Raw genomic sequence first — 24,106 nt, forward strand, 5'->3', positions numbered from 1 at the left:
TTTCGGGCCGCCAGGTTAAAAGAGGAATGCGTTATGTATTACGGATTTGATATTGGCGGCACCAAGATTGCGCTCGGCGTGTTTGATAAAAACCTCAAACTGCAGTGGGAAACCCGCGTTCCCACGCCGCGCGAAAGTTATGACGAATTTTTAACCGCCATTGCCGCGCTGGTGGCTCAGGCGGATGAACGCTTTGGGGTCAAAGGCAGCGTCGGCATTGGTATTCCGGGCATGCCCGAAACCGACGACGGCACGCTGTATGCGGCCAACGTGCCTGCCGCCAGCGGTAAACCGCTGCGTGCCGATCTCTCTGCTCTCCTTGAACGCGACGTGCGTTTAGACAACGATGCCAACTGCTTCGCGCTCTCTGAAGCCTGGGATGATGAGTTTCGTCGCTACCCGCTGGTGATGGGGCTGATCCTCGGTACCGGCGTCGGCGGAGGAATCATCATCAACGGTAAGCCCATCACCGGCCGCAGCTACATCACCGGCGAGTTTGGTCATATTCGCCTGCCGGTGGATGCCCTCGAGGTGGTGGGACGTGATTTTCCGCTAACCCGCTGCGGCTGTGGCCAGCACGGCTGTATTGAGAACTACCTTTCCGGCCGCGGGTTTGCATGGCTTTACGAACACTTCTATCATCAGAAACTTGAGGCCCCTCAAATCATTACCCTCTGGGAGCAAGGGGATGCGCAGGCGCGTGAGCACGTCGAGCGCTACCTGGATCTGCTGGCGGTGTGTCTGGGCAATATTCTCACCATCGTCGACCCGGATCTGCTGGTGATCGGGGGAGGGCTTTCAAACTTTACCGCGATTACGGAACGGTTGTCCGGGCGTTTGCCCCGACATTTATTGCCGGTTGCCCGCGTGCCGCGTATTGAACGCGCGCGACACGGGGACGCAGGAGGCATGCGCGGAGCCGCATTCCTTCATCTCACCGATTAGTTTACGAGGTTTCTATGCTGTCGCGTCGCCAGGGTCGACTCAGCCGTTTTCGCAAAAACAAACGCCGCTTGCGTGAGCGCTTGCGCCAGCGGATCTTTTTCAGAGACAGAATGATGCCAGAAGCGATGGATAAACCCAGAGTGGTGGTGCTGACCGGAGCGGGGATCTCGGCCGAGTCAGGAATTCGAACCTTCCGCGCGGCGGACGGACTGTGGGAAGAGCACCGCGTGGAGGATGTCGCCACGCCGGAAGGCTTTGCCCGCGACCCGGATCTCGTGCAGGCGTTTTACAACGCACGCCGTCGTCAGCTTCAGCAGCCTGACGTCGCGCCGAATGCGGCGCATCTGGCGCTGGCGAAGCTGGAAGAGACGCTGGGCGATCGTTTTCTGCTGGTGACGCAGAATATCGACAATCTCCACGAACGGGCCGGTAACAAGAACATCATCCACATGCACGGCGAGCTGCTCAAGGTTCGCTGCGCCTGGAGCGGTCAGGTGCTGGACTGGAAAGAGGACGTGCTGCCAGAGGATAAGTGCCACTGCTGCCAGTTCCCGTCGCGCCTGCGTCCTCACGTGGTCTGGTTTGGCGAAATGCCGCTGGGAATGGATGAGATCTACAGCGCGCTGGCGATGGCCGACGTGTTTATCGCCATCGGAACATCCGGCCACGTTTACCCTGCGGCAGGGTTTGTCCACGAAGCGCGACTGCACGGTGCGCATACGGTAGAGCTCAACCTTGAGCCAAGCCAGGTGGGCAGCGAGTTTGAAGAGAAACACTATGGCCTGGCAAGCACGGTCGTCCCGGAGTTTGTCGACAAGCTGCTGAAAGGGCTGTAACGGCAATCGCCTGAAAAGGCACCCGCCCAGCGGGTGCCTTTTTATTTAAGAATGAAAGAACGCCAGCGTCTTCTCCAGCGATTTAGCCTGCTCGTCCAGCGAGAGCGCCGCAGCGGAGATCTGCTGAACCAGAGAGGCGTTCTGCTGGGTGGTGCTGTCCATCTGGTTAACGGCGGTACTGACCTGGCTTATCCCGCGGTTCTGCTCGTCCAGCGCCTGGACAATGTCGTTGATGACCAGATGCACGTGCGACACCGCCTCAATCACCTGTTTCATCATTACGCCGGTTTCATTGACCAGCTCAACGCCTTTGCTGACGCGGCCTGAGGACTCGGCAATCAGCTGGGAAATTTCTTTAGCCGCGTTAGCGCTTCGCTGGGCAAGGTTGCGCACTTCCCCTGCGACCACTGCGAAACCGCGCCCCTGTTCGCCCGCGCGCGCCGCTTCAACGGCAGCATTCAGCGCCAGGATATTGGTCTGGAAGGCGATGCCGTCGACGATGCTGTTAATCTCACCGATCTTACGCGCGCTCTCGTCAATCTCTCCGATCACCATCACCACGTCGTTTACCAGCGTTTCGCCATGCCCGGCGAGGCTCGCGGCGCGATCGGTCAGCGTGGTCGCCTTGTGGGCGTTGTCGGCATTATTTTTAACCGTGACCGAAATCTCTTCCATGCTGGCTGCTGTTTCAACAATCGCCGCCGCCTGTTCTTCGGTACGTGAGGCGAGGTCAAGGTTGCCCGCCGAAATTTCGCTGGTGCCGCCGTGCACGGAGTGGCTGGCTTCGCTGATGTTGTCGACGATGCGCTTGAGCTGCGTCTGCATGGTGTGCAGGGCATAAAAAATGCTGTGGGTATCCCCGGAACGAACCGGGATGGTGTTGTTCAGCTCTCCCCGGGCAACGGCCAGGGCGATCCCGGCGGCCTCCGAAGGTTCCCCTCCAACCGGACGGTCAACCTTGCGGGTAAAGATCTGGGCCATCACCAGGCTGACCGCAACGATGCTTAACATCATCATGATGATGGCTTTCAGTAAAAATGCCCGCGCTTCGGCCATCACTTCGCTAACCGGAGTGATAATGGCCAGCTTCCACGGCGTCTGGCTGTTACCGACGGCGATGTCCTGCCAGGTGATGAACACCTCTTCCATCAGCAGCGGATCGTTTACCCGGGTGACGTCATGACCGGCAATCGGACCGGTGTAAGGCTTGCCTGCCGCGCGTTTGTCCGGGCTGGACACCACGTTATTACCCGCTGAGAGGAGCAGGGCGTAGCCTGTGCCGTTCCACGGTTTAATCGCACCGATCGTCGATTGCAGCGTGGCGAGGGAGAAGTCAGAGGTGACCGAGCCCAGAAACTGGCCGTCACGCATGATGGGTGCGGCAATCGAGGTGAGCATCACGTCCACGCCGTTGTAGGGGTAAATATAGGGCTCGATGATCACATCTTTATGCCGCTGTTTCGGCAGCAAATAATAATCACCGCTGCCGGGTGTTTCGATGTCAGTCAGCAGGTGTAATGCCGGTTTGCCGGTGGCATCGCGGTCGACGTAGCGGGCGTAGCGTCCGGCAGGATCTTCACCGCTCTGACCGGCAAAGGCGGCATCTTTATCGTCGAACGCGTTGGGCTCAAAGGCCATCGACATGGAGAGAAACTGTGGGTGAGCCGAGAGGTAGTGGATAAGCAGCTGGTTCAGGCTCTGGCGGTCGGATACGCCCGCCTCGCGCAGCGCCAGGGCGCTGTTGCCCATATCCCGGGCGGCAGTCAGGGCGGAATCCAGCTGTTTGCTGACCTGTAAAGCCTGTACCTCGGCTATCTGGCGGATATGTTTTTTGGCCAGCACCTCTTGCTGCGCCATCCACTGCCACATCATAAACCCGATCGTTGCCGTAAAGCCCACCGTCACAGTGAGGAAAATGGACAATAGCATCAACGTCTTGACTCTTATTTTTTTTCTTCGGACCATGGCGTCTTTCATTCTCATCTCCCGTAATGTTGTGCATGTCGGGCAGGCACACAGTACTTATCGGATATTTCATCCTCTTTCTGTAGAGCGCCGGATATATTTAATTTAAATTCCAGAATATTTAATCCCGTTAATTAGTGTGGATGCTTTTATTTTGTGCATTCAATCAAAATAGCGCTCGATAATGCTCGTTATCATCGTGTAGAAAGAGGATGCTAATAAATATTAAGTGGTAAAGGAGGATGGGATATGTACGGATTTATTGCGCGACAACCCATTTTTAACCCTGAGATGAAGACGGTGGCCTATGAGCTGCTCTTCAGAGACGGGATGACAAACCGTTTTCCGGATGTGTCGGCGGAATATGCCACCTCCAGAATGATATCCGATCAGTTTTTATGCGTGCCCTCCCAGCGCATCGCCGGGGCACATACGTCGTTTATTAATTTCCCTTCGCGAATGGTCATAGACCACAGTGGAGAAGCGCTGGATAAAGAGAGCGTGGTCATTGAGATCCTTGAAGATGCTGTGCCGGGGGCCGAACTGCTGCAGGCCGTCAGGGAGATGAATGCGTATGGTTATCAGTTTGCGCTTGATGATTTCACCCTTGCACCAGAATGGGATGCTTTTTTACCCTATATTTCGATCCTGAAATTCGACGTCAGAAATTATACTTTAGCGCAAATTAAAGCGTATCTGAAAGCACGCAAACATCTGACCGGTCATATTAAATATCTCGCTGAAAAAGTTGAGACTAAAGAGGAATTCAACCAATACAGGGACGAGGGGTTCTCTCTGTTTCAGGGCTATTTTTTCTGCCGTCCGGAGGTCATTAAATATAAACGGCTGTCGCAAAATCAGCTGGCGATTTTTCGACTGCAAATGGAGGTCGGACGCAATAAGCCTGATTTTCGAATTATCGAGTCGTTGATAAAAACCGATCTCACGCTCTCTTATAAAATCATGCGCTATATGAAGCATACGGCGTTTAAGCATGTCGGCGCCTGTAATTTCAGCAAGTTAACCCTGAGCGAAGTGCTCAGGTATCTTGGCGAAAATCAGCTCCGACGGTTTGTTGCCGTCGTGGTCCTCGCCAGTGCGGGCAATGATACCGTCAGCGAGCTTTATCCGCTGAGCATGATGCGCGGCAAGTTCTGCGAGCTGATCGCAGAGACGATGAACGAACCGATTCTGGCTGAAAATGCGTTCATGTGCGGCCTGTTTTCTCTTCTGGATACCCTCCTTGAGCTGCCGATGGCAGAGTTGATGAAGCAAATTGCGGTCCCGCAGAGCGTGAGCAACGCGCTTTGTCATCAGGAAGGACGGTTAGCCGATATGATTAACCTTTGCCGTTACTATGAACAGCAGCAGTGGGACGAAGCGACCAGAGTACGTCAGAGGCTGGGGCTGTCGGATGAAGAAGTGGTTGAGGCGATGCGAAAGGCGACGATCTGGGCAGGAGAGAATGCGGTCAGTTAATCCTTCCTCACGCCGTACAGGCGGCGTGAGGAAGAACGCGATACCGTTACCGGCCCGCTTTTAACTTCTGGTAATACTCTTCGTAGAGGCGGCTGGCGTCGCCGACATCGTTCTGCCATTCGCCTTTGCTGATGGTTTCGGCATCCGGATAGAGCGATTTATCGTTAGCCACTTCAGGCTTCAGCAGCTTGCGTGCGGCGAGGTTTGGCGTCGGGTAGCCAATCGTCTCAGCAACCTGTTTCGCCACGTCCGGGCGCAGCAGGAAGTTAATCAGCTTATGCGCCCCTTCAACGTTTTTCGCATTGGCCGGAATAGACAGGCTGTCCATCCAGAAAATCCCACCTTCTTTCGGCCAGACCACCTCAAGCGGCGTACCGGCCTGACGGGCAACATACGCGGAGCCGTTCCAGACCATCCCCAGATTCACTTCGCCTTCCATATACGGGTTTGCCGGGTTATCAGAGTTGAATGCCGCCACGTTAGGCATCAGCTTTTTCAGCTCGGCATACGCCGCTTCAATCTCTTTAGGATCCGTCGTATTGCCCGAGTAGCCCAGCTTGCGCAGTGCCACCTGGAACACTTCGCGTGCGTCGTCGGTCAACAGCAGGCTGCCCTTGTATTCCGGTTTCCACAGATCGGCCCAGCTTGTCACCGATTTCGGTTCGACGGCCTCGCTGTTAACGCCAATCGCGGTTGCCCCCCAGATATACGGAATGGAGTAGTCGTTATTCGGGTCGAACGGCTTGTTGAGCATCTCAGGATCGAGGTTTGAAAAATGGGTAAGCTTCGTTTTGTCGATCTTCTGGATCATGCCCTCTTTGCGCATTTTGTCGACAAAGTAGGTGGAGGGAACCACCAGATCGTACGCGCCATCTTTGTAAGTTTTCAGCTTGGCGTACATGGTTTCATTCGACTCGTAGGTCGAGTAGATCACCTTGATGCCCGTCTCCCTGGTGAACTGTTCCAGCAGGCCCGGCGGCACGTACTCGGTCCAGTTGTAGAAGTAGAGCGTTTTGCTGTCATCAGCGTGCGCGGCACCCATGCCGAGCACCAGCGCCGCAGCGGCGAGCATTTTTTTCATTTCATTGTCCCCTGAGATTTTGTTTTATCACGAGCAATAACCTGGCTGGCGATCACCAGAACCAGCGAAAATACCAGCAGAATGGTCGCCAGCGCGTTCACCTCGGGTGAAACGCCGACTTTCACCATCGAATAGATTTTCAACGGCAGAATTTCATAGCTCGGCCCGGTCACGAAGGAGGAGACCACCACGTCATCCATCGACAGGGTAAAGCTCAGCAGCCATCCGGCCGCCACGGCGGGCATCGCCAGCGGCAGGATGATTTTGCGCAGGATGGTCATCTCGCTGGCGCCCAGATCTTTCGCCGCCTCCAGCATGCGCACGTCGAACCCTTTCAGGCGCGCAAAGACGGTCACCACCACAAACGGCAGGCAGAAGGTGATATGGGAAAACAGCAGCGACCAGAAGCCAAGCTGTACGCCCAGCAGCATAAACAGCACCAGCAGCGAAATCGCCATCACGATATCCGGCGACATCATCACCACAAACAGCATGCCGCTGACGAACGGTTTACCGCGAAAGCGGTAGCGGTAGAGCGCCACGGCGGTCAGAGAACCAATTAGCGTGGCAAAGGTGGCGGAGAAGATCGCCATCGTCAGCGAGTGCTGAGCGGCCTGCAGCAGGCTGTCGTTGTTCATCAGCAGGCTGTACCAGCTGGTGGTAAAGCCCTGCCAGTTAATCCCGAAGCGTGAGCTGTTAAACGAGTTCACGATCAAAATAACGATCGGGATATACAGGTAAGCGTAAATGGCGGTCATAAAACCGCCGCGAAGCAGTCGACCGATCATTCGAGTTCCACCTTCTTGTTCAGCAGCCGTGAAGCGCGCCAGTAGACCAGCAGCATCAGACCCATCACCACCGTTAGCGTGATGCTGGTGGCGGACCCGAACGGCCAGTCGCGAATGTTCAGGAACTGACTCTTGATCACATTCCCAATCAGCAGGTTTTTCGCGCCACCCATCAGGTCAGAAACGTAGAACAGACCCATGGCCGGAAGCATGACCAGCAAACAGCCCGCGATAATACCGGGCATAGTCAACGGGATGATAATGCGGATAAAGGTCTGGAACTTGCTGGCACCCAGATCTTTTGCCGCCTCCAGCAGCGGTTTATCCAGCTTCTCAATGCTGGAGTAGAGCGGCATCACCATAAACGGCAGCAGGATATAGACCAGGCCGATAATGACCGCGCTCGGGGTAAACATGATGCGGATCGGCGTATCGATCACCCCCAGCCACAGTAGAAACTCATTGAGGTAGCCTTTGGTGCTGAGGAAGATTTTCAGCCCGTAGATGCGGATTAACGAGTTGGTCCAGAATGGAACAATCAGTAAAAACAGCAGCAGGGGCCGCACCTTTTGCGGCAGGCCCGCGAGGAACCATGCGAAGGGATACCCGAGCACCAGGCAGGCAACGGTGGCAATTAGCGCCATATTGAGCGAGTGCAGCAGCACGTCAAAATAGAGCGGATCGAGCAGGCGCGCGTAGTTATCCAGCGTAAAGACCAGCGAAACGAAGTTAGCGTCGTCGCGGGTCAGGAAGCTGGTGGCGATGATCATCAGGTTGGGTAAAAAGACAAACAACACAAGCCAACCGACGATCGTGGCAATCACCACATTCTGGAACTTACTTGTGTTCTTCATCAGCCAGCACAACCTCCCAGCTTTCTACCCAGTTGACAACCATTTTCTGGTCGAGCGAGTGGTCGAAGTCAGGGTCGTCCTCGTTAAAGAACTCGCTGACCATCACCATTTTACCGTTCTCCAGCTCGACGACAGACTCCAGGGTCATCCCTTTGTAGTTGCGCTCGCGGATATAGCCGATTAACCCTTCGGCCTCGGTATTGCCGTGGATTTCATCGACGCGCAGATCTTCCGGGCGCAGCAGAACGTTGAGCTTTTGTCCCTTCTCGACGGGGAAATTCACCGTGATATTGCATTCGCGTCCTTCGACGCTGGCGAGCACGCGCTGGTCGTCCAGACGTTCAATCACCGTGGCGTCAAAGATATTGATCTCGCCAATGAAGCTGGCGACAAAAAGGTTCTTCGGCTCTTCGTAGATTTCACGCGGCGTGCCGTCCTGCTCGATTTTGCCGTCGCGCATCACCACGATGCGGTCTGACATGGTCAGGGCTTCTTCCTGATCGTGGGTGACGAAGACAAAGGTAATGCCGAGCTTGCGCTGCAGGGCTTTGAGCTCGTTCTGCATCTGCTTGCGCAGCTTGTAATCCAGCGCGGAGAGGGATTCATCCAGCAGGAGCAGACGCGGCTTGTTAACCACGGCGCGGGCGATGGCCACGCGCTGCTGCTGGCCGCCGGAAAGCTGATGGGGTTTACGCTGGGCAAACGTCTCAAGCTGTACCATGCGCAGGGCGTCGGTGACGCGCGGTTCGATCTCATGCGCCGGGGTTTTTTGCATCCGCAGGCCAAACGCCACGTTTTCAAAAACGGTCATGTGCGGGAACAGGGCATAGCTCTGAAAGACGGTATTAACGTGGCGATCTTCGGCAGGAACCCGGGTAATGTCCTGGTTCTCTAGATGGATATGGCCGTTATCGACGCTTTCCAGCCCGGCGATAAGGCGCAGTACGGTTGTTTTGCCGCAGCCGGAGGGGCCAAGCAGCGTCAGAAACTCACCGTCATTGATGGTGAGAGTGAGATCGGAAATAACGTCTTTGCCATCAAAACTTTTACGAATTCGTTCCAGTTTCACCAGCGGTGAACGGGTTTGTGTATTCAATTTTTGCGCTGTCCCATATAGACGCCTCAGGCAGCAGACTGAAGCGGGGTTTGTGTGTAACCACCTTGGTGACTCGTAATGAGGGCGGACATTCTACGGCAATCCCCTGCAATCGCCAATCCTTGTCACTGATTCATAAGCTACATTTACTAACGCATAACGATATAAACGGAAAATATTCTCGTTTGCGGGATAAAAGTGACCTGACGCAATATTTGCGTTTTGATGCTTATTGATAATGTTGTCACAAAAAGTGAGGGTGACTGCATGGATAAATTACTTGAGCGTTTTTTACAGTACGTTTCGCTGGATACCCAATCTAAACCGGGTGTTCGCCAGGTGCCGAGCACCGAAGGCCAGTGGAAGTTATTAAACCTGCTGAAAGAGCAGCTTGACGCCATGGGGCTGGTCAACGTCACGTTAAGCGAGAAAGGCACTGTGATGGGAACGCTGCCGGCGAATGTCCCGGGTGACATTCCGGCAATTGGCTTTATCTCCCATGTCGACACCTCTCCTGATTTTAGCGGTAAAAATGTGAACCCGCAGATTGTGGAAAATTACCGCGGCGGCGACATTGCGCTGGGCATTGGCGACGAAGTGCTCTCGCCCGTGATGTTCCCGGTGCTGCATCAGCTGCTGGGCCAGACGCTGATCACCACCGACGGGAAAACCCTTCTGGGGGCGGATGACAAAGCGGGGATCGCGGAAATCATGACGGCGCTGGCGGTGCTGAAGGGCAAAGATATTCCGCACGGCGACATCCGCGTGGCCTTTACGCCGGATGAAGAGGTCGGCAAGGGCGCGAAGCACTTCGACGTGGACGTCTTTAACGCCCAGTGGGCCTACACCGTCGACGGTGGCGGCGTCGGTGAGCTGGAATATGAAAACTTCAATGCCGCGTCCGTCACGATCAAAATTGTCGGCAACAACGTTCACCCCGGTTCGGCGAAAGGCGTCATGGTGAACGCGCTGTCGCTGGCGTCGCGAATTCATGCGGAAGTCCCGGCGGAAGAGAGCCCCGAACAGACCGAGGGGTATGAAGGTTTCTATCACCTGACCAGCATCAAAGGCACCGTGGACAGCGCGCAGATGCACTACATCATCCGCGATTTCGACCGTAAAGCCTTCGAGGCACGCAAGCGTAAGATGATGGAGATCGCCAAGAAGGTGGGTAAGGGCCTGCATCCCGACTGCTACATTGAGCTCATCATCGAAGACAGCTATTACAATATGCGCGAGAAGGTGATGGCGCATCCGCATATTCTCGATATCGCCCAGCAGGCGATGCGCGACTGCGATATTGAACCTATATTAAAACCGATTCGCGGCGGCACCGACGGTTCTCAGCTGTCATTCATGGGGCTACCGTGCCCGAACCTGTTTACCGGTGGCTACAACTACCATGGCAAGCATGAGTTTGTGACGCTCGAAGGAATGGAAAAAGCGGTGAAGGTGATAGTGCGGATAGCGGAGTTGACCGCGAAGCGGTAAGAAAAGCCCGGTGGCAAAGCGCCACCGGGCATTAAGGCGACTCAGTCCTCAAAGAACCAGTACCCGCTGTTAACCAGCGCGGCCAGCATCGCGAGGAAAGACGGGTCTTCCAGCGCATCGCCAAAGGTATCGGCAGTCAGCACCAAATGGCTGGCTATGGATTCGAGCGCTGGACGGTGCGGAGAGTCCAGCTTCTCGCCGTTGACGAATACCTCCTCGCCAATGCGCAGCACGCGCAACCCGCCCAGACGTACCAGCTTGTCGCCCTGCTGGAGCGCATCATAAATCTCGTCAGCCTGATAAGGCGGCTCCGGTGGCGCAACGTCCAGCTCATGACGAGACTGGCTGATAAACTCGCCAAACCACTGACGGAAATGTTCCGGTTCGTTGATCAGATCCAGCATCATGCCGCGCAGCTTATCCAGCTCTGCGGGCAGGATATCGGCCGGATGCTCGCGTTCAGGCACATCGGGGTCGCTGTAACGATAGCTGCCCAGCTCGCGTTGCAGAACGTAGTCGGCAAATCCGCTGATCATCTCGCGGCCGCTTGGCGCGCGGAACCCCACGGAGTAGTTGAGGGAGTTTTCCAGCGAGTAACCCTCGTGAGGGAATCCCGGCGGAATGTAGAGAATATCGCCCGGCTCCAGCTCTTCGTCGATAATCCCTTCAAACGGATCAACCTGCAGCAGGTCCGGATGCGGGCAGTGCTGCTTCATAGGTACTTTTTCGCCCACGCGCCAGCGGCGGCGGCCCGTACCCTGAATGATGAATACGTCGTACTGGTCCAGATGTGGACCCACGCCGCCGCCAGGCACGGAGAAGGAGATCATCAGATCGTCCATGCGCCAGTCGGGCAGGGCGCGGAACGGACGCATTAAGGCGGCAGTTGGCTCGTGCCAGTGGTTGACCGCCTGCACCAGCAGAGACCAGTTGTTTTCACCGAGGTGATCGTAGCTTTCGAAAGGACCGTGGCTAACCTGCCATTTCCCGTCCTGGTGGCTGACCAGACGGCTGTCGACTTCGTTTTCCATGGCCAGACCGGCCAGCTCGTCAGGCGAGATGGGGTCGACAAAATTGCTGAACCCGCGTTTCAGAACCACCGGGCGTTTTTGCCAGTAACGTTCAATAAACTCGGGCCAGTTAAGCGTTAAGTGATAATCCATAATTTTTTTATTCCGCAGGCTCTTACTGACTCGGATTATAACGGAAGCTCAGCCCCCCGGCTGCGAGATCCTCGCATTTTTCACATAACGGGTTAACTATCGTTCGATGTGGGCTGCTGGCGACCAAAAATGACCTCCATTCTGGCGCCGCCCAGCAGGCTCTCGCTGGTTTCGATTTTCCCGTCGTACTGGTCGACAATCTCGCGCGCGACGGCTAATCCTACGCCCTGTCCTGGACGTAACGTATCGGCGCGCTGCCCGCGATCGAACACCACGTCACGCTTATTGCGCGGGATCCCCGGGCCATCATCCTCAACGATAATATGCAGCTCGGTTTCCGTCTGGCGCGCAGATACTTCCACGAACTCCAGGCAGTATTTGCAGGCGTTATCCAGCAGGTTACCCATCACTTCCATGAAGTCATTTTTTTCACCCACAAAGCTTATCTCTGGCGAGATATCGAGGCTGATATTCACCCCTTTACGCTGATACACCTTGTTGAGGGCAGACGTGAGGTTATCCAGAAGCGGGGCTACCGGGTGCAGCTCGCGGCTCAGAAGCGCGCTGCCGGAACGCATGCTGGCGCGATGCAGGTAATAGCCAATTTGCTGTGAAATACGGCTGATCTGTTCCAGCATCACCGGCTCGGCATCGTCGACGCTCAGCTTCGAACTGCGCATTGAACGGAGGGTACTTTGCATGACCGCGAGCGGGGTTTTCAGGCTGTGGGTCAGGTCGGTAAGCGTCGTACGGTATTTATCATAGCGTTCGCGTTCGCTTTTCAGCAGGCGGTTGAGGTTTCGCACCAGGCTGGTGAGCTCGCGCGTGGTTTCCGGGTTCAGCTTCTCGCGATGATGTTCCTCCAGCTCGCGAACCTCTTTCGCCAGTGATTCAATGGGGCGCAAGCTCCACCATGCCGCCACCCACAGCAGCGGGATCACCAGCAGGAGATTCGCAGCCAGAACGTAGATGAACCAGCTCCAGACCATATAAGAACGCTTCAGCTCGACCGGAATGGTGTCGATCACCACAATGGTCAGCTGCGGCATGTTTAGCGTCGCCGGATAGAGGTTAATCGCGACGGAGTGCGTCATCTCCGTTTCGGCATTGTCGGCGCGGATCTCGTTCAGCTTTTGCTGCAGGGAGCGATCTTCACGGATCAGCGAGCTGGTGGTGTTGAGATCGGCTTCAATTTCATGAAACCCGTTGGTTCTGAGCCAGTCCGGACGAATGCTTTTGACCAGCCATGGGATGTCACGCTGCGCCCACAGTAGCTTGCCCTTTTCGTCATAAATCAGGGCCAGCGTTGGACTCTGCTGGTTGAGGTTTTCCGGCATTTCGACGGTGATTTGATTGTTTTCCCACTTCGCCAGGGTATAAAAAAGATTGCTTTCGCCACGCAGCAGCCGAAAGGTGGTTTTATCAAAGCTGACGCTATAGCCCACCAGGGCGACCATGCCGTAGGAGAGTGACAGCACCAGCACGACGGCGGCCGTTGCCAGTAAGAAACGAACCCTCAGGGAGAGGGGCAGAATATGGCGTAAAATCCGTCTCATTTAGCGTAATTCGAACAGGTAGCCCTGGCCACGGACGGTGGTAATGACATCCTGCGGATACTGCGTCTGAATTTTCTTGCGCAAACGCCCCATCAGCACGTCAATGGTATGGCTCTCGCGCAGTTCCGCATCAGGGTAAAGCTGGAGCATTAAGGAATCTTTGCTTACCACTTTGCCGTTGTTACGGATCAGCGTTTCCATAATGGTGTATTCGAAGGCGGTAAGCTTGATCACTTCATCATTGATCGCTAACTCCCGACGGGAAAGATCGACCTGGAAAGGCGGGATGGAAATAACCTGTGAGGCCAGCCCGCTATTGCGGCGTAACAGCGCCTGCATGCGCGCCGCCACCTCTTCAATATGAAACGGCTTGGTGACGTAATCATCCGCACCCGCGCTGAGCACTTCGACCTTATCCTGCCAGCCTTCACGGGCGGTCAGAACCAGAACCGGTAGGGAGACATCGTGGCTGCGCCAGCGGCGAATCAACGACAGACCGTCTTCGTCAGGCAGCCCTAAATCGACAATGGCGATATCCGGCAGGTGTTCATTGAGATAATAATCGGCTTCTTTTGCGTCTTCAGCATCGTCCACCTGATGTCCCATCTCCTGAAGCTGAACCTTCAGGTGATGACGTAGCAATGCGTTATCCTCAACAACCAGTACGCGCATCATCTCTTCTCCCTAAATAATTGGTATGAATAGTTTAACGCTGATTATGTTGTTTTGGGGATAAACATTGAGTAAACCGGGGAAAAGCATCCCCCTTTTCGGGCGAAAAGGGGGAGAGGGGCGTTACTTCAGCTCGTCAACCATGGTGATGGCGCGGCCAATGTAGTTCGCCGGGGTCATCGCCTTCAGGCGCGTTTTCTCTTCTTCCGGCAGCGCCAGACCGTCGATAAACTGCTTCATGCCTTCGGCGTCAACGCGTTTGCCGCGGGTCAGCTCTTTCAGCTTCTCATACGGTTTTTCGATACCGTAACGGCGCATCACGGTCTGGATTGGCTCCGCCAGAACTTCCCAGTTGTGATCCAGCTCGTCCAGCAGACGGTCACGGTTCACTTCCAGCTTGCTCACGCCTTTCAGGGTGGACTGATACGCGATCAGCGCATAGCCAATGCCCACGCCCAGGTTACGCAGTACGGTGGAGTCGGTCAGGTCGCGCTGCCAGCGGGATACCGGCAGTTTGCTCGCCATATGCTGCAGCACGGCGTTCGCCAGGCCCAGGTTGCCTTCTGAGTTTTCGAAGTCGATAGGGTTTACTTTGTGCGGCATGGTGGAAGAGCCGATTTCACCGGCGATGGTTTTCTGCTTGAAGTGGTTCAGGGCGATGTAGCCCCACACGTCACGATCGAAGTCGATCAGGATGGTGTTGAAGCGCGCGATGCAGTCAAACAGTTCGGCGATATAGTCGTGCGGCTCAATCTGGGTGGTGTACGGGTTCCACTGAATGCCCAGAGAGGTCACGAACTCTTCGCTGAACTGGTGCCAGTCCACTTCCGGATAAGCGGCGATGTGGGCGTTATAGTTACCGACCGCGCCGTTGATTTTGCCGAGGATCTCAACCTGCTCCAGCTGACGGTACTGGCGTTCCATACGATACGCTACGTTGGCCATCTCTTTACCCATCGTGGACGGGGTGGCTGGCTGGCCGTGGGTACGGGAGAGCAGCGGAATGTCGCGGTATTCCACGGACAGCGCTTTCACCGCGTCGATGATTTTACGCCAGTAAGGCAGCACCACCTCTTTGCGCGCGGTGGAGAGCATCAGCGCATGGGACAGGTTGTTGATGTCTTCAGAGGTACAGGCGAAGTGAATGAACTCAGACACGGCGTGCAGCGCAGGAACGCTTTCTACTTTCTCTTTCAGGAAGTACTCAACCGCCTTAACATCGTGGTTGGTGGTGCGTTCAATGGTTTTAATGCGCGCGGCGTCTTGTTCGCTAAACTCGGCAACGATTTTATCAAGGTAATCGTTTGCCTTTTCGTCAAAAGCAGGAACTTCCTTGATTGCTGCCTGGGCGGCCAGCTTTTGCAGCCAGCGTACTTCAACCTGAACACGGAACTTCAGCAAACCATATTCGCTGAAGATCCCGCGCAGCGCGCTGACTTTATCGCCGTAGCGTCCATCGACAGGGGATACGGCGGTCAGTGAGGATAATTCCATAATTCGCAACTCCGGGAGGTTAACAATGAGCAAGAATTTGTTTTGCCTGAGTGGTCAGGCGATTACGAGAAAACATTAACTGCAGGCGGCCACCACCGACCTGGTGCCACAGCACGGCGGCGCGGATACCTGCCAGCAGGGACGCGCGCACTTTTGCCTGTACCTGCGGGCTTTGCAGCACGGCAGGGGAGCCGGTGACCTGTATACGCGGTCCCAGCGGGCTGATGACGTCAACATAAATGCCGGCCATGGCGCTGAGCAGCGTTTCGGACTGCAGGTCAAAATGATCGAGCTGACGCTGTAGCCCGGCAATGCGATCGCCCAGGGTATTAAGCGCGCCTTTTGCTGCGCTCAGCTTACGCTCCAGCACCATCAGGCTCAACGTGTAGCGGGTCAGCTCTGCGTTTAATCCCTGACGGCTGCTGGCGTTAAGCACGCCAAGCAGGGTTTCAAGACCGAGACGAAGATTGGTTTCACTGCCGCCGAACACGCCCAGGGTCGAGCCGGGGTTAAGATCGATAACGCTGTTCAGTGAAACGTGCAGGGCATCAGCGTCGCAATGACCCTGATGCGCGAGCTGTTGCACCAGACGGGCTGACTGGCAAATTCCCGCCAGCGCCAGGGTGATGTCATAATAGTTCTTCGCCACACGGTCTCCTTTATGTGTGCAATCGTATTAAACAGCAGGCAGCGGCAGGCGCTGTTCAATGATCCCGCCGCCCAGGCAGATCTCACCGCTGTAGAAGACAGCAGACTGACCTGGGGTGACGGCGGCAACCGGCTCGTCGAAGCGCACGTCAATGCGATCGTCATCGAGCGCGGTAACGGTGCAAGGAATATCGGTCTGACGGTAGCGTGTTTTCACCGTGCAGCGCAGCGTGCCTTTCAGCGGCTCACGATCGACCCAGTGCAGCTGCTGCGCGATCAGGCCAACGGACATCAGACGCGGATGGTCGTGACCCTGAGCAACAACCAGAATATTGTTTTCGACATCTTTGTCGACGACGTACCACGGATCTTCGCTACCTTCTTTCGTCCCGCCGATACCCAGGCCTTTACGCTGGCCTAAGGTGTGGTACATCAGCCCCTGGTGCTGGCCAATCTCTTCCCCGTCGACGGTGACAATTTTACCCGGCTGTGCGGGCAGGTAGCGCCCCAGGAAATCGCGGAATTTACGCTCGCCGATGAAGCAGATGCCGGTAGAGTCTTTTTTCTTCGCGGTGATCAGGTCCAGCTCTTCGGCGATTTTACGCACCTGCGGCTTTTCCAGCTCGCCGACCGGGAACAGGCTCTGGGCGATCTGCTCGTGGCTCAGCGTATAGAGGAAATAGCTTTGATCTTTGTTGCCGTCCAGACCGCGCAGCAGCTGGCTTTTACCATTCACGTCTGCACGACGCACGTAGTGGCCGGTCGCGATGTAGTCAGCGCCCAAATCTTCCGCGGCGAATTCCAGGAAGGCCTTAAATTTGATCTCTTTGTTGCACAGAATATCCGGGTTCGGCGTGCGGCCCGCTTTGTACTCTTCGAGGAACAGTTCAAAAACGTTGTCCCAGTATTCTGCGGCAAAGTTAACGGTGTGCAGTTCAATGCCGAGCTTATCGCATACGGCCTGCGCGTCGGCAAGATCCGCTGCGGCAGTGCAGTATTCCTCGCCATCATCTTCCTCCCAGTTCTTCATGAACAGGCCCTCCACCTTATAGCCCTGTTGCTGTAACAGGTAGGCGGAAACGGAGGAATCGACACCGCCGGACATGCCGACGATCACTTTTTTCTGGCTGTTATCTGACATGGAATACTCACGACATTGAACTTCAAGGCGGCGTATTCTATCACGCCCCCCCACCATTGGCACCCTCTGTAAACGGCCAGTTAAATGCGCCGATGACATCCAGCGGCAGGCGTGCGCCTGACTGCCAGCAGCGAATGCTTTCCGCAACCAGCGGGGAGCGCAGGTTTGGCGCGTTCAGGATCTCGTCGGCGGTGACCCACAGACAGCGGTCTATATCGTCATCCTGCGGCTCAGTGGCGCACGTTTCGCTAAGCTCAACGGCGAATAAAAAGCGTAGGAACGGGGTGCTGTCGGGCGCAATCCACTGGTGCATACGGATGAAGTGCTGGGGTTCAGCGTGAATACCGGTCTCTTCCCACAGCTCGCGTTTCGCTGCCTGCAGCAGGGTCTCATTGGCTTCAAGGTGTCCGGCAGGCTGGTTCCACAGCGCTTTGCCGTTAATGCTCTCTTCGACAACCAGGAATTTACCCCGGGCGTGGACCACGCAGGCAACCGTAACATGAGGTTTAAACATAGTGACTCCTTAAGGGGTGACGTCGCGCCATTCGCCGTTTGCCAGCGTATCCAGCGTGTAGCTGCCCATGGCGTAGCGAATCAGACGCAGGGTAGGGAAGCCGACATGTGCGGTCATGCGGCGAACCTGACGGTTGCGGCCTTCATAAAGGGTGATTTTGAGCCAGCTTGTCGGGATGGATTTGCGTTCACGAATCGGCGGATTGCGAGGCCACAGCCATTCCGGTTCATTCACGCGTTCAATACCTGCGGGCAGGGTTGGGCCGTCGTTCAGCGTGACGCCTTTGCGCAATTTTTCCAGCGTTTGTTCGTCCGGCTCGCCTTCGACCTGGACGAAGTAAATTTTGCCGGTGCGTTTGCCCGGCAGCGTGAGCCTCGCCTGCAGCGCGCCGTCGTTGGTTAAGACCAGCAGGCCTTCGCTGTCGCGGTCCAGACGCCCGGCTGCGTAGACGCCCTGAACGGGAATAAAATCCTTCAGCGTGCTGCGCCCGGCTTCATCGGTAAACTGCGGCAAAACATCGTAGGGTTTATTGAACAAAATAATCCGCTTTGGCTGGGTTTCTTGCGGTCTTCTGGCGGCTTGTCGTGAGCTGAATCGCTCAACCCGGTGTTTTGTAAAAGAAGTTTTCGTCATGGTATTTTCAGGCGTTATCAATTGCCGCATTATAGCCTAATAACGAAGACCTTTCATGGCGCAGGACAATCAGGTACTATCGAAGGGCTCATTACAATTTATTAACATAAGATCAGTAACAACCAGAAGCGCTCGAAGGAGAGGTTAATGGAAAGCAAAGTAGTTGTTCCGGCGGAAGGTAAAAAGATCACCCTGCAAAACGGCAAGATTAACGTTCCTCACAATCCGATTATCCCGTTCATTGAAGGTGACGGAATCGGTGTAGACGTTACCCCGGCGATGCTGAAAGTGGTTGATGCCGCTGTTGAGAAAGCCTACAAAGGCGAGCGTAAAATTTCCTGGATGGAAATTTACACCGGTGAGAAATCTACTCAAGTTTATGGCCAGGACGTCTGGCTGCCAGCAGAAACGCTGGACCTGATCCGCGACTACCGCGTTGCTATTAAAGGCCCACTGACGACGCCAGTTGGCGGCGGTATCCGTTCCCTGAACGTGGCACTGCGTCAGGAGCTGGACCTGTACGTGTGTCTGCGTCCGGTTCGTTACTATCAGGGCACCCCAAGCCCGGTTAAGCACCCTGAACTGACCGATATGGTTATCTTCCGCGAAAACTCAGAAGACATCTACGCGGGTATCGAATGGAAAGCGGACTCTGCTGACGCAGAAAAAGTGATTAAATTCCTGCGCGAAGAGATGGGCGTGAAGAAAATTCGCTTCCCTGAGCATTGTGGTATCGGCATCAAGCCATGTTCCGAAGAAGGGACCAAGCGTCTGGTGCGTGCGGCGATTGAATACGCTATCACCAACGACCGCGACTCTGTGACCCTGGTTCACAAAGGCAACATCATGAAGTTCACCGAAGGCGCGTTCAAAGACTGGGGCTACCAGTTGGCGAAAGAAGAGTTCGGCGGTGAGCTGATCGACGGCGGCCCATGGCAGAAGATCAAGAACCCGAACACCGGCAAAGAGATCGTCATTAAAGATGTGATCGCCGATGCGTTCCTGCAGCAGATCCTGCTGCGTCCTGCAGAATACGACGTGATTGCCTGTATGAACCTGAACGGTGACTACATTTCTGACGCCCTGGCAGCGCAGGTTGGCGGTATCGGTATCGCCCCTGGCGCGAACATCGGTGATGAATGCGCCCTGTTCGAAGCGACACACGGTACTGCACCAAAATACGCGGGTCAGGACAAAGTGAACCCAGGCTCTATCATCCTGTCTGCAGAAATGATGCTGCGTCATATGGAATGGTTCGAAGCCGCAGACCTGATCGTTAAAGGTATGGAAGGCGCGATCAACGCGAAAACCGTAACTTACGATTTCGAACGTCTGATGGAAGGCGCTAAGCTGCTGAAATGCTCAGAGTTTGGCGACGCGATTATCGCGAACATGTAATCCAGATTCTGGGTTAAACAAGAGCGGGGGCCTGAGGGTTCCCGTTTTTTTTGCCTCTGCCTGCGGGAGACAACACGATGCTAGCTACTATTCTTATCGCTGTCGTTGCACTCATCCATCTCTACATTCTTGTGCTGGAAATGTTCCTGTGGAATACCAAAACAGGGCACAAGGCCTTTAATCTGCGTCCTGATTTTGCGCGCGATACCCGCGTACTGGCCGCGAATCAGGGGCTGTATAACGGTTTTCTGGCGGCAGGTCTGCTCTGGAGCCTCTGGCTCGGCGAAAAGGGTATTCAGGTGGCCATCTTCTTCCTGGCCTGCGTGCTGATCGCCGGGCTCTTTGGCGCAGCCACCGCCAGCCGGAAAATTTTGTATGTACAGGCCGTACCCGCTCTCGCGGCGCTGCTTGCGTTGCTCATCTGAAGCAATGCTTTGGTTGAGATAAGGCGTCCGATATACTGATGGCTTCACCCTTACAGGTTAGCGACGAGACAGTTATGAACAACGATATCCCACTGAAATATTATGACATTGCCGATGAGTACGCGACGGAAGCCGCAGAGTCCGTCGCTGAGTCAGAGCTTGACGCGCTGGCACATTATTTCCAGCTGCTGCTTACCCGTTTATCGAATAACGAGGAGATTAGCGAGGAAGCCCAGCAGGAGATGGCCGCTGAGGCCGGGATCCGTGCGGGGCGCATTGATGATATTGCGAACTTCCTCAATCAGTGGGGAAATGAATAGCCTGCTTCAAAAACCGTTATGCTGATGCTTTGCGATACAGCTAAGCATCACGCTATCGGACCACATGCACTTTTTCCGCAGAATATGCGAAGCGGGGGCGTCGATAAACAGCGCGAAAATAACGGTCAGGCAAAAGAGTACCACTGGGAATAGTAAGGATAATTTCACGTTTTTAACCAAAATATGAGTGTGCTTCAGGGTAATCTACCGTCTGATTGTGACGACTATATGTTTTTGCGTAAAAAATTGAAATGCCCGACTGGAAAAAACGGGCACGCCAGTTTTGGATTACGGTGTGACGCCGGTGAGTTGCTTCGCCAGTTCGCTGCGGGTGAGTGCTTTTGAAAAATACCATCCCTGGATCAGGGCATCGGGATATCTGTCCGCAATAAAGCGATATTGAATTTCATTTTCCACGCCCTCGAATACAAGCGTTTTATTCAATCTTGCAAGAGCATCGCTGAAGATAGCGAAGATGTTTTGCTTATAATGCTCGCTGATGCCGTCCACCAGCGACTTATCAATTTTGATTTCATCATATTCAAGCAGCGACAGGCGGGCGAGGTTCGAGTTTTGCACGCCAAAATCATCTATTGATATTTTAACGCCGAGCGATTTGAGCTCCCGACAGAATCCCTCGAGGATATCTGCCGTTGAAACGGCTTTCTCAGAGAGTTCGACCTTCATCAGGGAAAGGGGTAGGTGATTGGCAAAACACGCACGACGCAAAATGGTAATGAACTGTCCATCTTCAATTTCCTTCCGCCCAACGTTGATTGAGACTATCAGCTGGTGTTTTATCGCCAGTGGGGCAATTTCGGAAAGGGATTTTTCGATAATATTACTATAATATTTTTTATACAGACCAATCTTCTTAATTAATGGAATAAACAGCTCCGGAGAGACGTCCCCGTGCTTTTGATCGCGCCATCTCGACAGAACTTCGACGCCCACGATTTTTTGATCGCGAATACGGATAATGGGCTGATAGTTAACGCAGATGGTATTCGTGATGACGGCTTTGATCAGCGTGCGTTCCAGAGAAAAACGATCTTCATAGATTCGGAAGATAAACAACGTAATCGCGATCCAGATCAAACAGAGAATGACCGCAAGAAGCGCAAAGATAAACGGAGGTAACGAGGCCAGCCCAGCGTCATGATGCTTCACGATGACGCACAGGTCCCAGAAGGCGCTGCACTCCGTCAGGGTCAGGGTAAACAACGTCGAATGCAGCCAGCTCTGCTGATTTAGCTCCGGAGCGGCCGAAAAAAAGACTCTGCCGAAGTCTTTCGTGGTAGCACTTAGCGAATAACTTGCGGTAACCGGGCTGAATTTATCGTAAGCATAGCGGGAGGTGAAGATAATAATATTGTTATAAATTGCCGCGTTGCCCGTGAAAAAGTCTTTTCGCGAAAACTGGGCCAGGAGAAAGCCTCTCGGCGTTTTATGCAGTTCTGCAGGAAGTGCAACAGGCGTTGCGAGTTTCCCCCAAAAAGCAGTACAGACTATTTTACCCTTTTCGATAAAACCTATATCGCCAAAATAAAGATTATTAAGCTTGATTTTTCTGTAGCTATCAAGGCTGGCTTTATCACATCCCTGCGTCGTTATGCTTTTTAGGCCCAGCGCAACGTTTTGGGACAGGTCTTCTGAATAATGTAAAAGGGTTCGGGATATTTCGAGCTGTTTGCTCTTCTGCTGTCCTGTGATGACAGCATTGACGGCATAAAGAGACAGGAAGACCAGAAGCGTTGAAACGATAGCAACGGCAATGCGCTTTTTCATTTTCCAGATATCCAGTCCGCTCCCTGATTTCACAAAGCTTAACACAGCCTGGGCAAGGAACAAGCCTGATAGTCACGTCATGTGAGCAAATTCGGGCAGGTGAACTCATACGAAAGCATCAGTTTTTTAAGATAATTCTCAGCTAAGCTATTTTCATTGTCATAAGCAACGCCGGATTAGCACAGGCTTTTCTTCTAGTACATCCATGCTTGTTTTTTCTATTAAGGAAAACATCATGCGCAACGTGATGATCCCTATTATGAGTGCCCTGTTTCTTTTTCTGAGCGGCATTCTGATTATTAACTGGCAGCTATGGCAGATGGCGAAGCTGAGTAATAGTCATGCCGCGACGGCAAGCACCCAAAAAATAGAAAGTATTCTGGCTGAAGCAGTCAGTGCGGCCAGCACGGCGAAGCGCGTTGCGGAGCAGGGGTGTACCAGTAGCGGACAGCTGGCGCTGGGGACGGAAGCCGCGCTAAAACCGCATCTGCGCGCCATCATGATCCAGCAGCAGGGCAGAATCATCTGTACTTCCCTTCCCGGGAATGGCGTATTGATTATTCACCCTGAGACCTTACCTGCCGAAAAGTTGATGCTGCTACCCGGCAATCGGCTGGTGAACGGCATGCCGGTGCTTGTCTTTCAGATGCCCGTTGCGGGAGGGCGCGTCATGGTCAGCATCAGCGACGCGCATTTGCAGGATGCCATTACGAGCGCATCAAATAGCGTTGGCCTGGGACTGGTTGTCGGCGAAAGAATGTTTACCCGCAGCGGTGATGTGACCGGCTGGAAAGCGGCCTCGTGGGCGGGGTCACTGACGACCTCTTCGCACTTCCCCTTTAGCCTGGCCTGGCAGCCTCCTGCCTTTTTTAGCCTGACGCGGCTACTGCAGCAGGGATGGAGCCTGATACTGCTTATTCTTGCGTTATCCGTGGCGGTGGGCATTTTGATCCGTCGTTACAAGGGGAAAAGCACCTCATTCGAAGACGATTTGCGCAAAGCCATTTTGCAGGGGGAGATCGAGCCTTATTATCAGCCGATCGTGAACGGGGATACCGGCGGGTTGTACGGCGTTGAGGTCCTGGCGAGATGGAAACATCCAAAATCAGGCTTTATCCCGCCGGATGTCTTTATTCCGATTGCCGAACGTAGCGGTTTAATTATCCCGTTAACCAAAGGGTTGATGGCGAAAGTGGTCGCACAGCTTAAACCACTGTTGCCTAAGCTACCGGACGGGTTTCATATCGGGGTGAACATCAGCGCCAGACACATCAATGCACCTTCCTTTATCGGGGACTGTCGCGTCTTCGGGAAGGGGTTTCAGGGTAAAGAAGTCAAACTGGTTCTCGAGGTGACCGAGCGTGAACCGCTGATCGATAATCCTCACCTGGTGGAAAACCTCAACATGCTGCATAACGCCGGTTTTGTTATTGCCCTTGATGATTTTGGTACGGGTTATTCCGGGCTGTCATGCCTTAATGCGCTTGCCATTGATTATATTAAAATTGATAAAAGCTTTGTGAACCGGGTTTCAGAGGAAAAGGACTCAACGATCCTGCTGGACTGCGTCATTGATCTGGCGAAAAAACTCTCATTGCGCATTGTAGCTGAAGGAGTAGAAACAAAAGAGCAGCTGGAGTATCTCAACCGTAATGAGATTACCCTGTTACAGGGATATTATTTTGGTAAGCCCGTCTCCTATATCGATTTTATTAAAGTCATTTTATCTAAACCCAGGGAGATCGTAAGTTTGTAAATCAAAATAAAGGCAAGCTTCCGTTGTCTGCTTAAGTGCAATTCATTTTCCTCTTATCCCGAG

General features: G+C 54.3%; 22 protein-coding genes. 8 read left to right on the forward strand and 14 right to left on the reverse strand.

Annotation, left to right across the window (positions count from 1 at the left end; all coding sequences use genetic code 11):
• The first annotated feature begins 33 nt into the window (after positions 1-33).
• Both nagK and cobB read left to right on the forward strand, forming a co-directional pair.
• A complete protein-coding gene (gene nagK, locus ELK40_RS09070; RefSeq protein WP_111965555.1) occupies positions 34-945 on the forward strand; it encodes an N-acetylglucosamine kinase in 912 nt (303 codons plus the stop codon).
• A 14-nt stretch (positions 946-959) separates the two neighbouring features.
• Complete coding sequence (gene cobB / locus ELK40_RS09075) at positions 960-1,781, forward strand: Sir2 family NAD+-dependent deacetylase (protein ID WP_127730414.1); 822 nt, start codon at positions 960-962, stop codon at positions 1,779-1,781.
• 45 nt (positions 1,782-1,826) lie between these two features.
• Here cobB and ELK40_RS09080 read toward each other — a convergent pair whose 3' ends face one another.
• A complete protein-coding gene (locus tag ELK40_RS09080; RefSeq protein ID WP_127730416.1) occupies positions 1,827-3,758 on the reverse strand; it encodes a methyl-accepting chemotaxis protein in 1,932 nt (643 codons plus the stop codon).
• A 237-nt stretch (positions 3,759-3,995) separates the two neighbouring features.
• Here ELK40_RS09080 and ELK40_RS09085 point away from each other — a divergent pair, with 237 nt between their 5' ends.
• The gene (locus tag ELK40_RS09085; RefSeq protein WP_127730418.1) at positions 3,996-5,225 is read left to right on the forward strand and encodes an HDOD domain-containing protein; all 1,230 of its coding nucleotides are present in this window, start codon (positions 3,996-3,998) and stop codon (positions 5,223-5,225) included.
• A 46-nt stretch (positions 5,226-5,271) separates the two neighbouring features.
• On the opposite strand, the gene potD is transcribed toward ELK40_RS09085, so the two are convergent.
• The 4 genes from potD to potA are packed head-to-tail and all read right to left on the reverse strand — an operon-like array spanning position 5,272 to position 9,074.
• On the reverse strand, positions 5,272-6,306 hold the full coding sequence (gene potD / locus ELK40_RS09090; RefSeq protein WP_127730420.1) for a spermidine/putrescine ABC transporter substrate-binding protein PotD: 1,035 nt from the start codon (positions 6,304-6,306) through the stop codon (positions 5,272-5,274).
• On the reverse strand, positions 6,303-7,094 hold the full coding sequence (potC, locus tag ELK40_RS09095) for a spermidine/putrescine ABC transporter permease PotC (protein WP_033145228.1): 792 nt from the start codon (positions 7,092-7,094) through the stop codon (positions 6,303-6,305). The genes potD and potC overlap by 4 nt, the downstream gene beginning before the upstream one ends.
• Positions 7,091-7,948 (reverse strand): spermidine/putrescine ABC transporter permease PotB, encoded by an 858-nt coding sequence (gene potB / locus ELK40_RS09100; protein WP_127730422.1) that lies wholly within the window; start codon positions 7,946-7,948, stop codon positions 7,091-7,093. Before potB ends, potC begins: the two co-directional genes overlap by 4 nt.
• Positions 7,932-9,074 (reverse strand): spermidine/putrescine ABC transporter ATP-binding protein PotA, encoded by a 1,143-nt coding sequence (gene potA, locus ELK40_RS09105; protein ID WP_181574049.1) that lies wholly within the window; start codon positions 9,072-9,074, stop codon positions 7,932-7,934. The genes potB and potA overlap by 17 nt, the downstream gene beginning before the upstream one ends.
• A 237-nt stretch (positions 9,075-9,311) precedes the next feature.
• Between potA and pepT the strand changes: the two genes are divergently transcribed.
• Complete coding sequence (gene pepT, locus ELK40_RS09110) at positions 9,312-10,535, forward strand: peptidase T (protein ID WP_127730424.1); 1,224 nt, start codon at positions 9,312-9,314, stop codon at positions 10,533-10,535.
• A gap of 41 nt (positions 10,536-10,576) precedes the next feature.
• Here pepT and ELK40_RS09115 read toward each other — a convergent pair whose 3' ends face one another.
• The 8 genes from ELK40_RS09115 to rluE form a co-directional block, all read right to left on the reverse strand.
• On the reverse strand, positions 10,577-11,698 hold the full coding sequence (locus ELK40_RS09115; protein WP_127730426.1) for a cupin domain-containing protein: 1,122 nt from the start codon (positions 11,696-11,698) through the stop codon (positions 10,577-10,579).
• Between the two features lie 92 nt (positions 11,699-11,790).
• Positions 11,791-13,254, reverse strand: coding sequence for a two-component system sensor histidine kinase PhoQ (gene phoQ / locus ELK40_RS09120; RefSeq protein ID WP_111965562.1), 1,464 nt, complete (start codon positions 13,252-13,254; stop codon positions 11,791-11,793).
• Positions 13,255-13,926 carry a two-component system response regulator PhoP gene (gene phoP, locus ELK40_RS09125; protein ID WP_127732761.1) on the reverse strand — a complete coding sequence of 224 codons (672 nt, stop codon included), beginning with the start codon at positions 13,924-13,926 and terminating at the stop codon, positions 13,255-13,257.
• 123 nt (positions 13,927-14,049) lie between these two features.
• Positions 14,050-15,420, reverse strand: a complete 1,371-nt coding sequence (purB, locus tag ELK40_RS09130) for an adenylosuccinate lyase (protein WP_008500757.1) — start codon at positions 15,418-15,420, stop codon at positions 14,050-14,052.
• Positions 15,421-15,439: 19 nt separating this feature from the next.
• Positions 15,440-16,069, reverse strand: a complete 630-nt coding sequence (gene hflD, locus ELK40_RS09135; RefSeq protein WP_013097081.1) for a high frequency lysogenization protein HflD — start codon at positions 16,067-16,069, stop codon at positions 15,440-15,442.
• Positions 16,070-16,096: 27 nt separating this feature from the next.
• Positions 16,097-17,209 (reverse strand): tRNA 2-thiouridine(34) synthase MnmA, encoded by a 1,113-nt coding sequence (gene mnmA / locus ELK40_RS09140; protein ID WP_021241033.1) that lies wholly within the window; start codon positions 17,207-17,209, stop codon positions 16,097-16,099.
• Positions 17,210-17,249: 40 nt separating this feature from the next.
• A complete protein-coding gene (locus ELK40_RS09145) occupies positions 17,250-17,723 on the reverse strand; it encodes an NUDIX hydrolase (protein ID WP_008500754.1) in 474 nt (157 codons plus the stop codon).
• Positions 17,724-17,732: 9 nt separating this feature from the next.
• Entirely contained in the window at positions 17,733-18,386 is a 654-nt protein-coding gene (rluE, locus tag ELK40_RS09150) for a 23S rRNA pseudouridine(2457) synthase RluE (RefSeq protein WP_127730428.1), read from the reverse strand.
• Between the two features lie 117 nt (positions 18,387-18,503).
• Here rluE and icd point away from each other — a divergent pair, with 117 nt between their 5' ends.
• The 3 genes from icd to ELK40_RS09165 all read left to right on the forward strand — a co-directional run bounded on the left by icd (position 18,504) and on the right by ELK40_RS09165 (position 20,499).
• Positions 18,504-19,754: an NADP-dependent isocitrate dehydrogenase gene (gene icd / locus ELK40_RS09155; protein ID WP_023292761.1), complete on the forward strand. Its 1,251-nt coding sequence runs from the start codon at positions 18,504-18,506 to the stop codon at positions 19,752-19,754.
• Between the two features lie 77 nt (positions 19,755-19,831).
• The gene (locus ELK40_RS09160; RefSeq protein WP_115874783.1) at positions 19,832-20,179 is read left to right on the forward strand and encodes a DUF1304 domain-containing protein; all 348 of its coding nucleotides are present in this window, start codon (positions 19,832-19,834) and stop codon (positions 20,177-20,179) included.
• A gap of 74 nt (positions 20,180-20,253) precedes the next feature.
• The gene (locus tag ELK40_RS09165; RefSeq protein ID WP_111965567.1) at positions 20,254-20,499 is read left to right on the forward strand and encodes a DUF2543 family protein; all 246 of its coding nucleotides are present in this window, start codon (positions 20,254-20,256) and stop codon (positions 20,497-20,499) included.
• A gap of 288 nt (positions 20,500-20,787) precedes the next feature.
• On the opposite strand, the gene ELK40_RS09170 is transcribed toward ELK40_RS09165, so the two are convergent.
• On the reverse strand, positions 20,788-22,287 hold the full coding sequence (locus tag ELK40_RS09170; RefSeq protein ID WP_115874784.1) for a cyclic diguanylate phosphodiesterase: 1,500 nt from the start codon (positions 22,285-22,287) through the stop codon (positions 20,788-20,790).
• Positions 22,288-22,522: 235 nt separating this feature from the next.
• Here ELK40_RS09170 and ELK40_RS09175 point away from each other — a divergent pair, with 235 nt between their 5' ends.
• A complete protein-coding gene (locus ELK40_RS09175) occupies positions 22,523-24,043 on the forward strand; it encodes a cyclic diguanylate phosphodiesterase (RefSeq protein ID WP_127730430.1) in 1,521 nt (506 codons plus the stop codon).
• Positions 24,044-24,106: the final 63 nt, after the last annotated feature.

Origin of the sequence: Enterobacter sp. N18-03635, from assembly GCF_004006055.1 — a bacterium.
Classification (GTDB): Bacteria; Pseudomonadota; Gammaproteobacteria; order Enterobacterales; family Enterobacteriaceae; genus Enterobacter; species Enterobacter vonholyi.

Coding starts and splice junctions, on each gene's coding strand:
- nagK (WP_111965555.1), top strand. CDS start 34: ATGTATTACGGATTTGATATTGGCGGCACCAAGATTGCGCTCGGCGTG.
- cobB (WP_127730414.1), top strand. CDS start 960: ATGCTGTCGCGTCGCCAGGGTCGACTCAGCCGTTTTCGCAAAAACAAA.
- ELK40_RS09080 (WP_127730416.1), bottom strand. CDS start 3,758: ATGAAAGACGCCATGGTCCGAAGAAAAAAAATAAGAGTCAAGACGTTG.
- ELK40_RS09085 (WP_127730418.1), top strand. CDS start 3,996: ATGTACGGATTTATTGCGCGACAACCCATTTTTAACCCTGAGATGAAG.
- potD (WP_127730420.1), bottom strand. CDS start 6,306: ATGAAAAAAATGCTCGCCGCTGCGGCGCTGGTGCTCGGCATGGGTGCC.
- potC (WP_033145228.1), bottom strand. CDS start 7,094: ATGATCGGTCGACTGCTTCGCGGCGGTTTTATGACCGCCATTTACGCT.
- potB (WP_127730422.1), bottom strand. CDS start 7,948: ATGAAGAACACAAGTAAGTTCCAGAATGTGGTGATTGCCACGATCGTC.
- pepT (WP_127730424.1), top strand. CDS start 9,312: ATGGATAAATTACTTGAGCGTTTTTTACAGTACGTTTCGCTGGATACC.
- ELK40_RS09115 (WP_127730426.1), bottom strand. CDS start 11,698: ATGGATTATCACTTAACGCTTAACTGGCCCGAGTTTATTGAACGTTAC.
- phoQ (WP_111965562.1), bottom strand. CDS start 13,254: ATGAGACGGATTTTACGCCATATTCTGCCCCTCTCCCTGAGGGTTCGT.
- phoP (WP_127732761.1), bottom strand. CDS start 13,926: ATGCGCGTACTGGTTGTTGAGGATAACGCATTGCTACGTCATCACCTG.
- purB (WP_008500757.1), bottom strand. CDS start 15,420: ATGGAATTATCCTCACTGACCGCCGTATCCCCTGTCGATGGACGCTAC.
- mnmA (WP_021241033.1), bottom strand. CDS start 17,209: ATGTCAGATAACAGCCAGAAAAAAGTGATCGTCGGCATGTCCGGCGGT.
- ELK40_RS09145 (WP_008500754.1), bottom strand. CDS start 17,723: ATGTTTAAACCTCATGTTACGGTTGCCTGCGTGGTCCACGCCCGGGGT.
- rluE (WP_127730428.1), bottom strand. CDS start 18,386: ATGCGGCAATTGATAACGCCTGAAAATACCATGACGAAAACTTCTTTT.
- icd (WP_023292761.1), top strand. CDS start 18,504: ATGGAAAGCAAAGTAGTTGTTCCGGCGGAAGGTAAAAAGATCACCCTG.
- ELK40_RS09160 (WP_115874783.1), top strand. CDS start 19,832: ATGCTAGCTACTATTCTTATCGCTGTCGTTGCACTCATCCATCTCTAC.
- ELK40_RS09165 (WP_111965567.1), top strand. CDS start 20,254: ATGAACAACGATATCCCACTGAAATATTATGACATTGCCGATGAGTAC.
- ELK40_RS09170 (WP_115874784.1), bottom strand. CDS start 22,287: ATGAAAAAGCGCATTGCCGTTGCTATCGTTTCAACGCTTCTGGTCTTC.
- ELK40_RS09175 (WP_127730430.1), top strand. CDS start 22,523: ATGCGCAACGTGATGATCCCTATTATGAGTGCCCTGTTTCTTTTTCTG.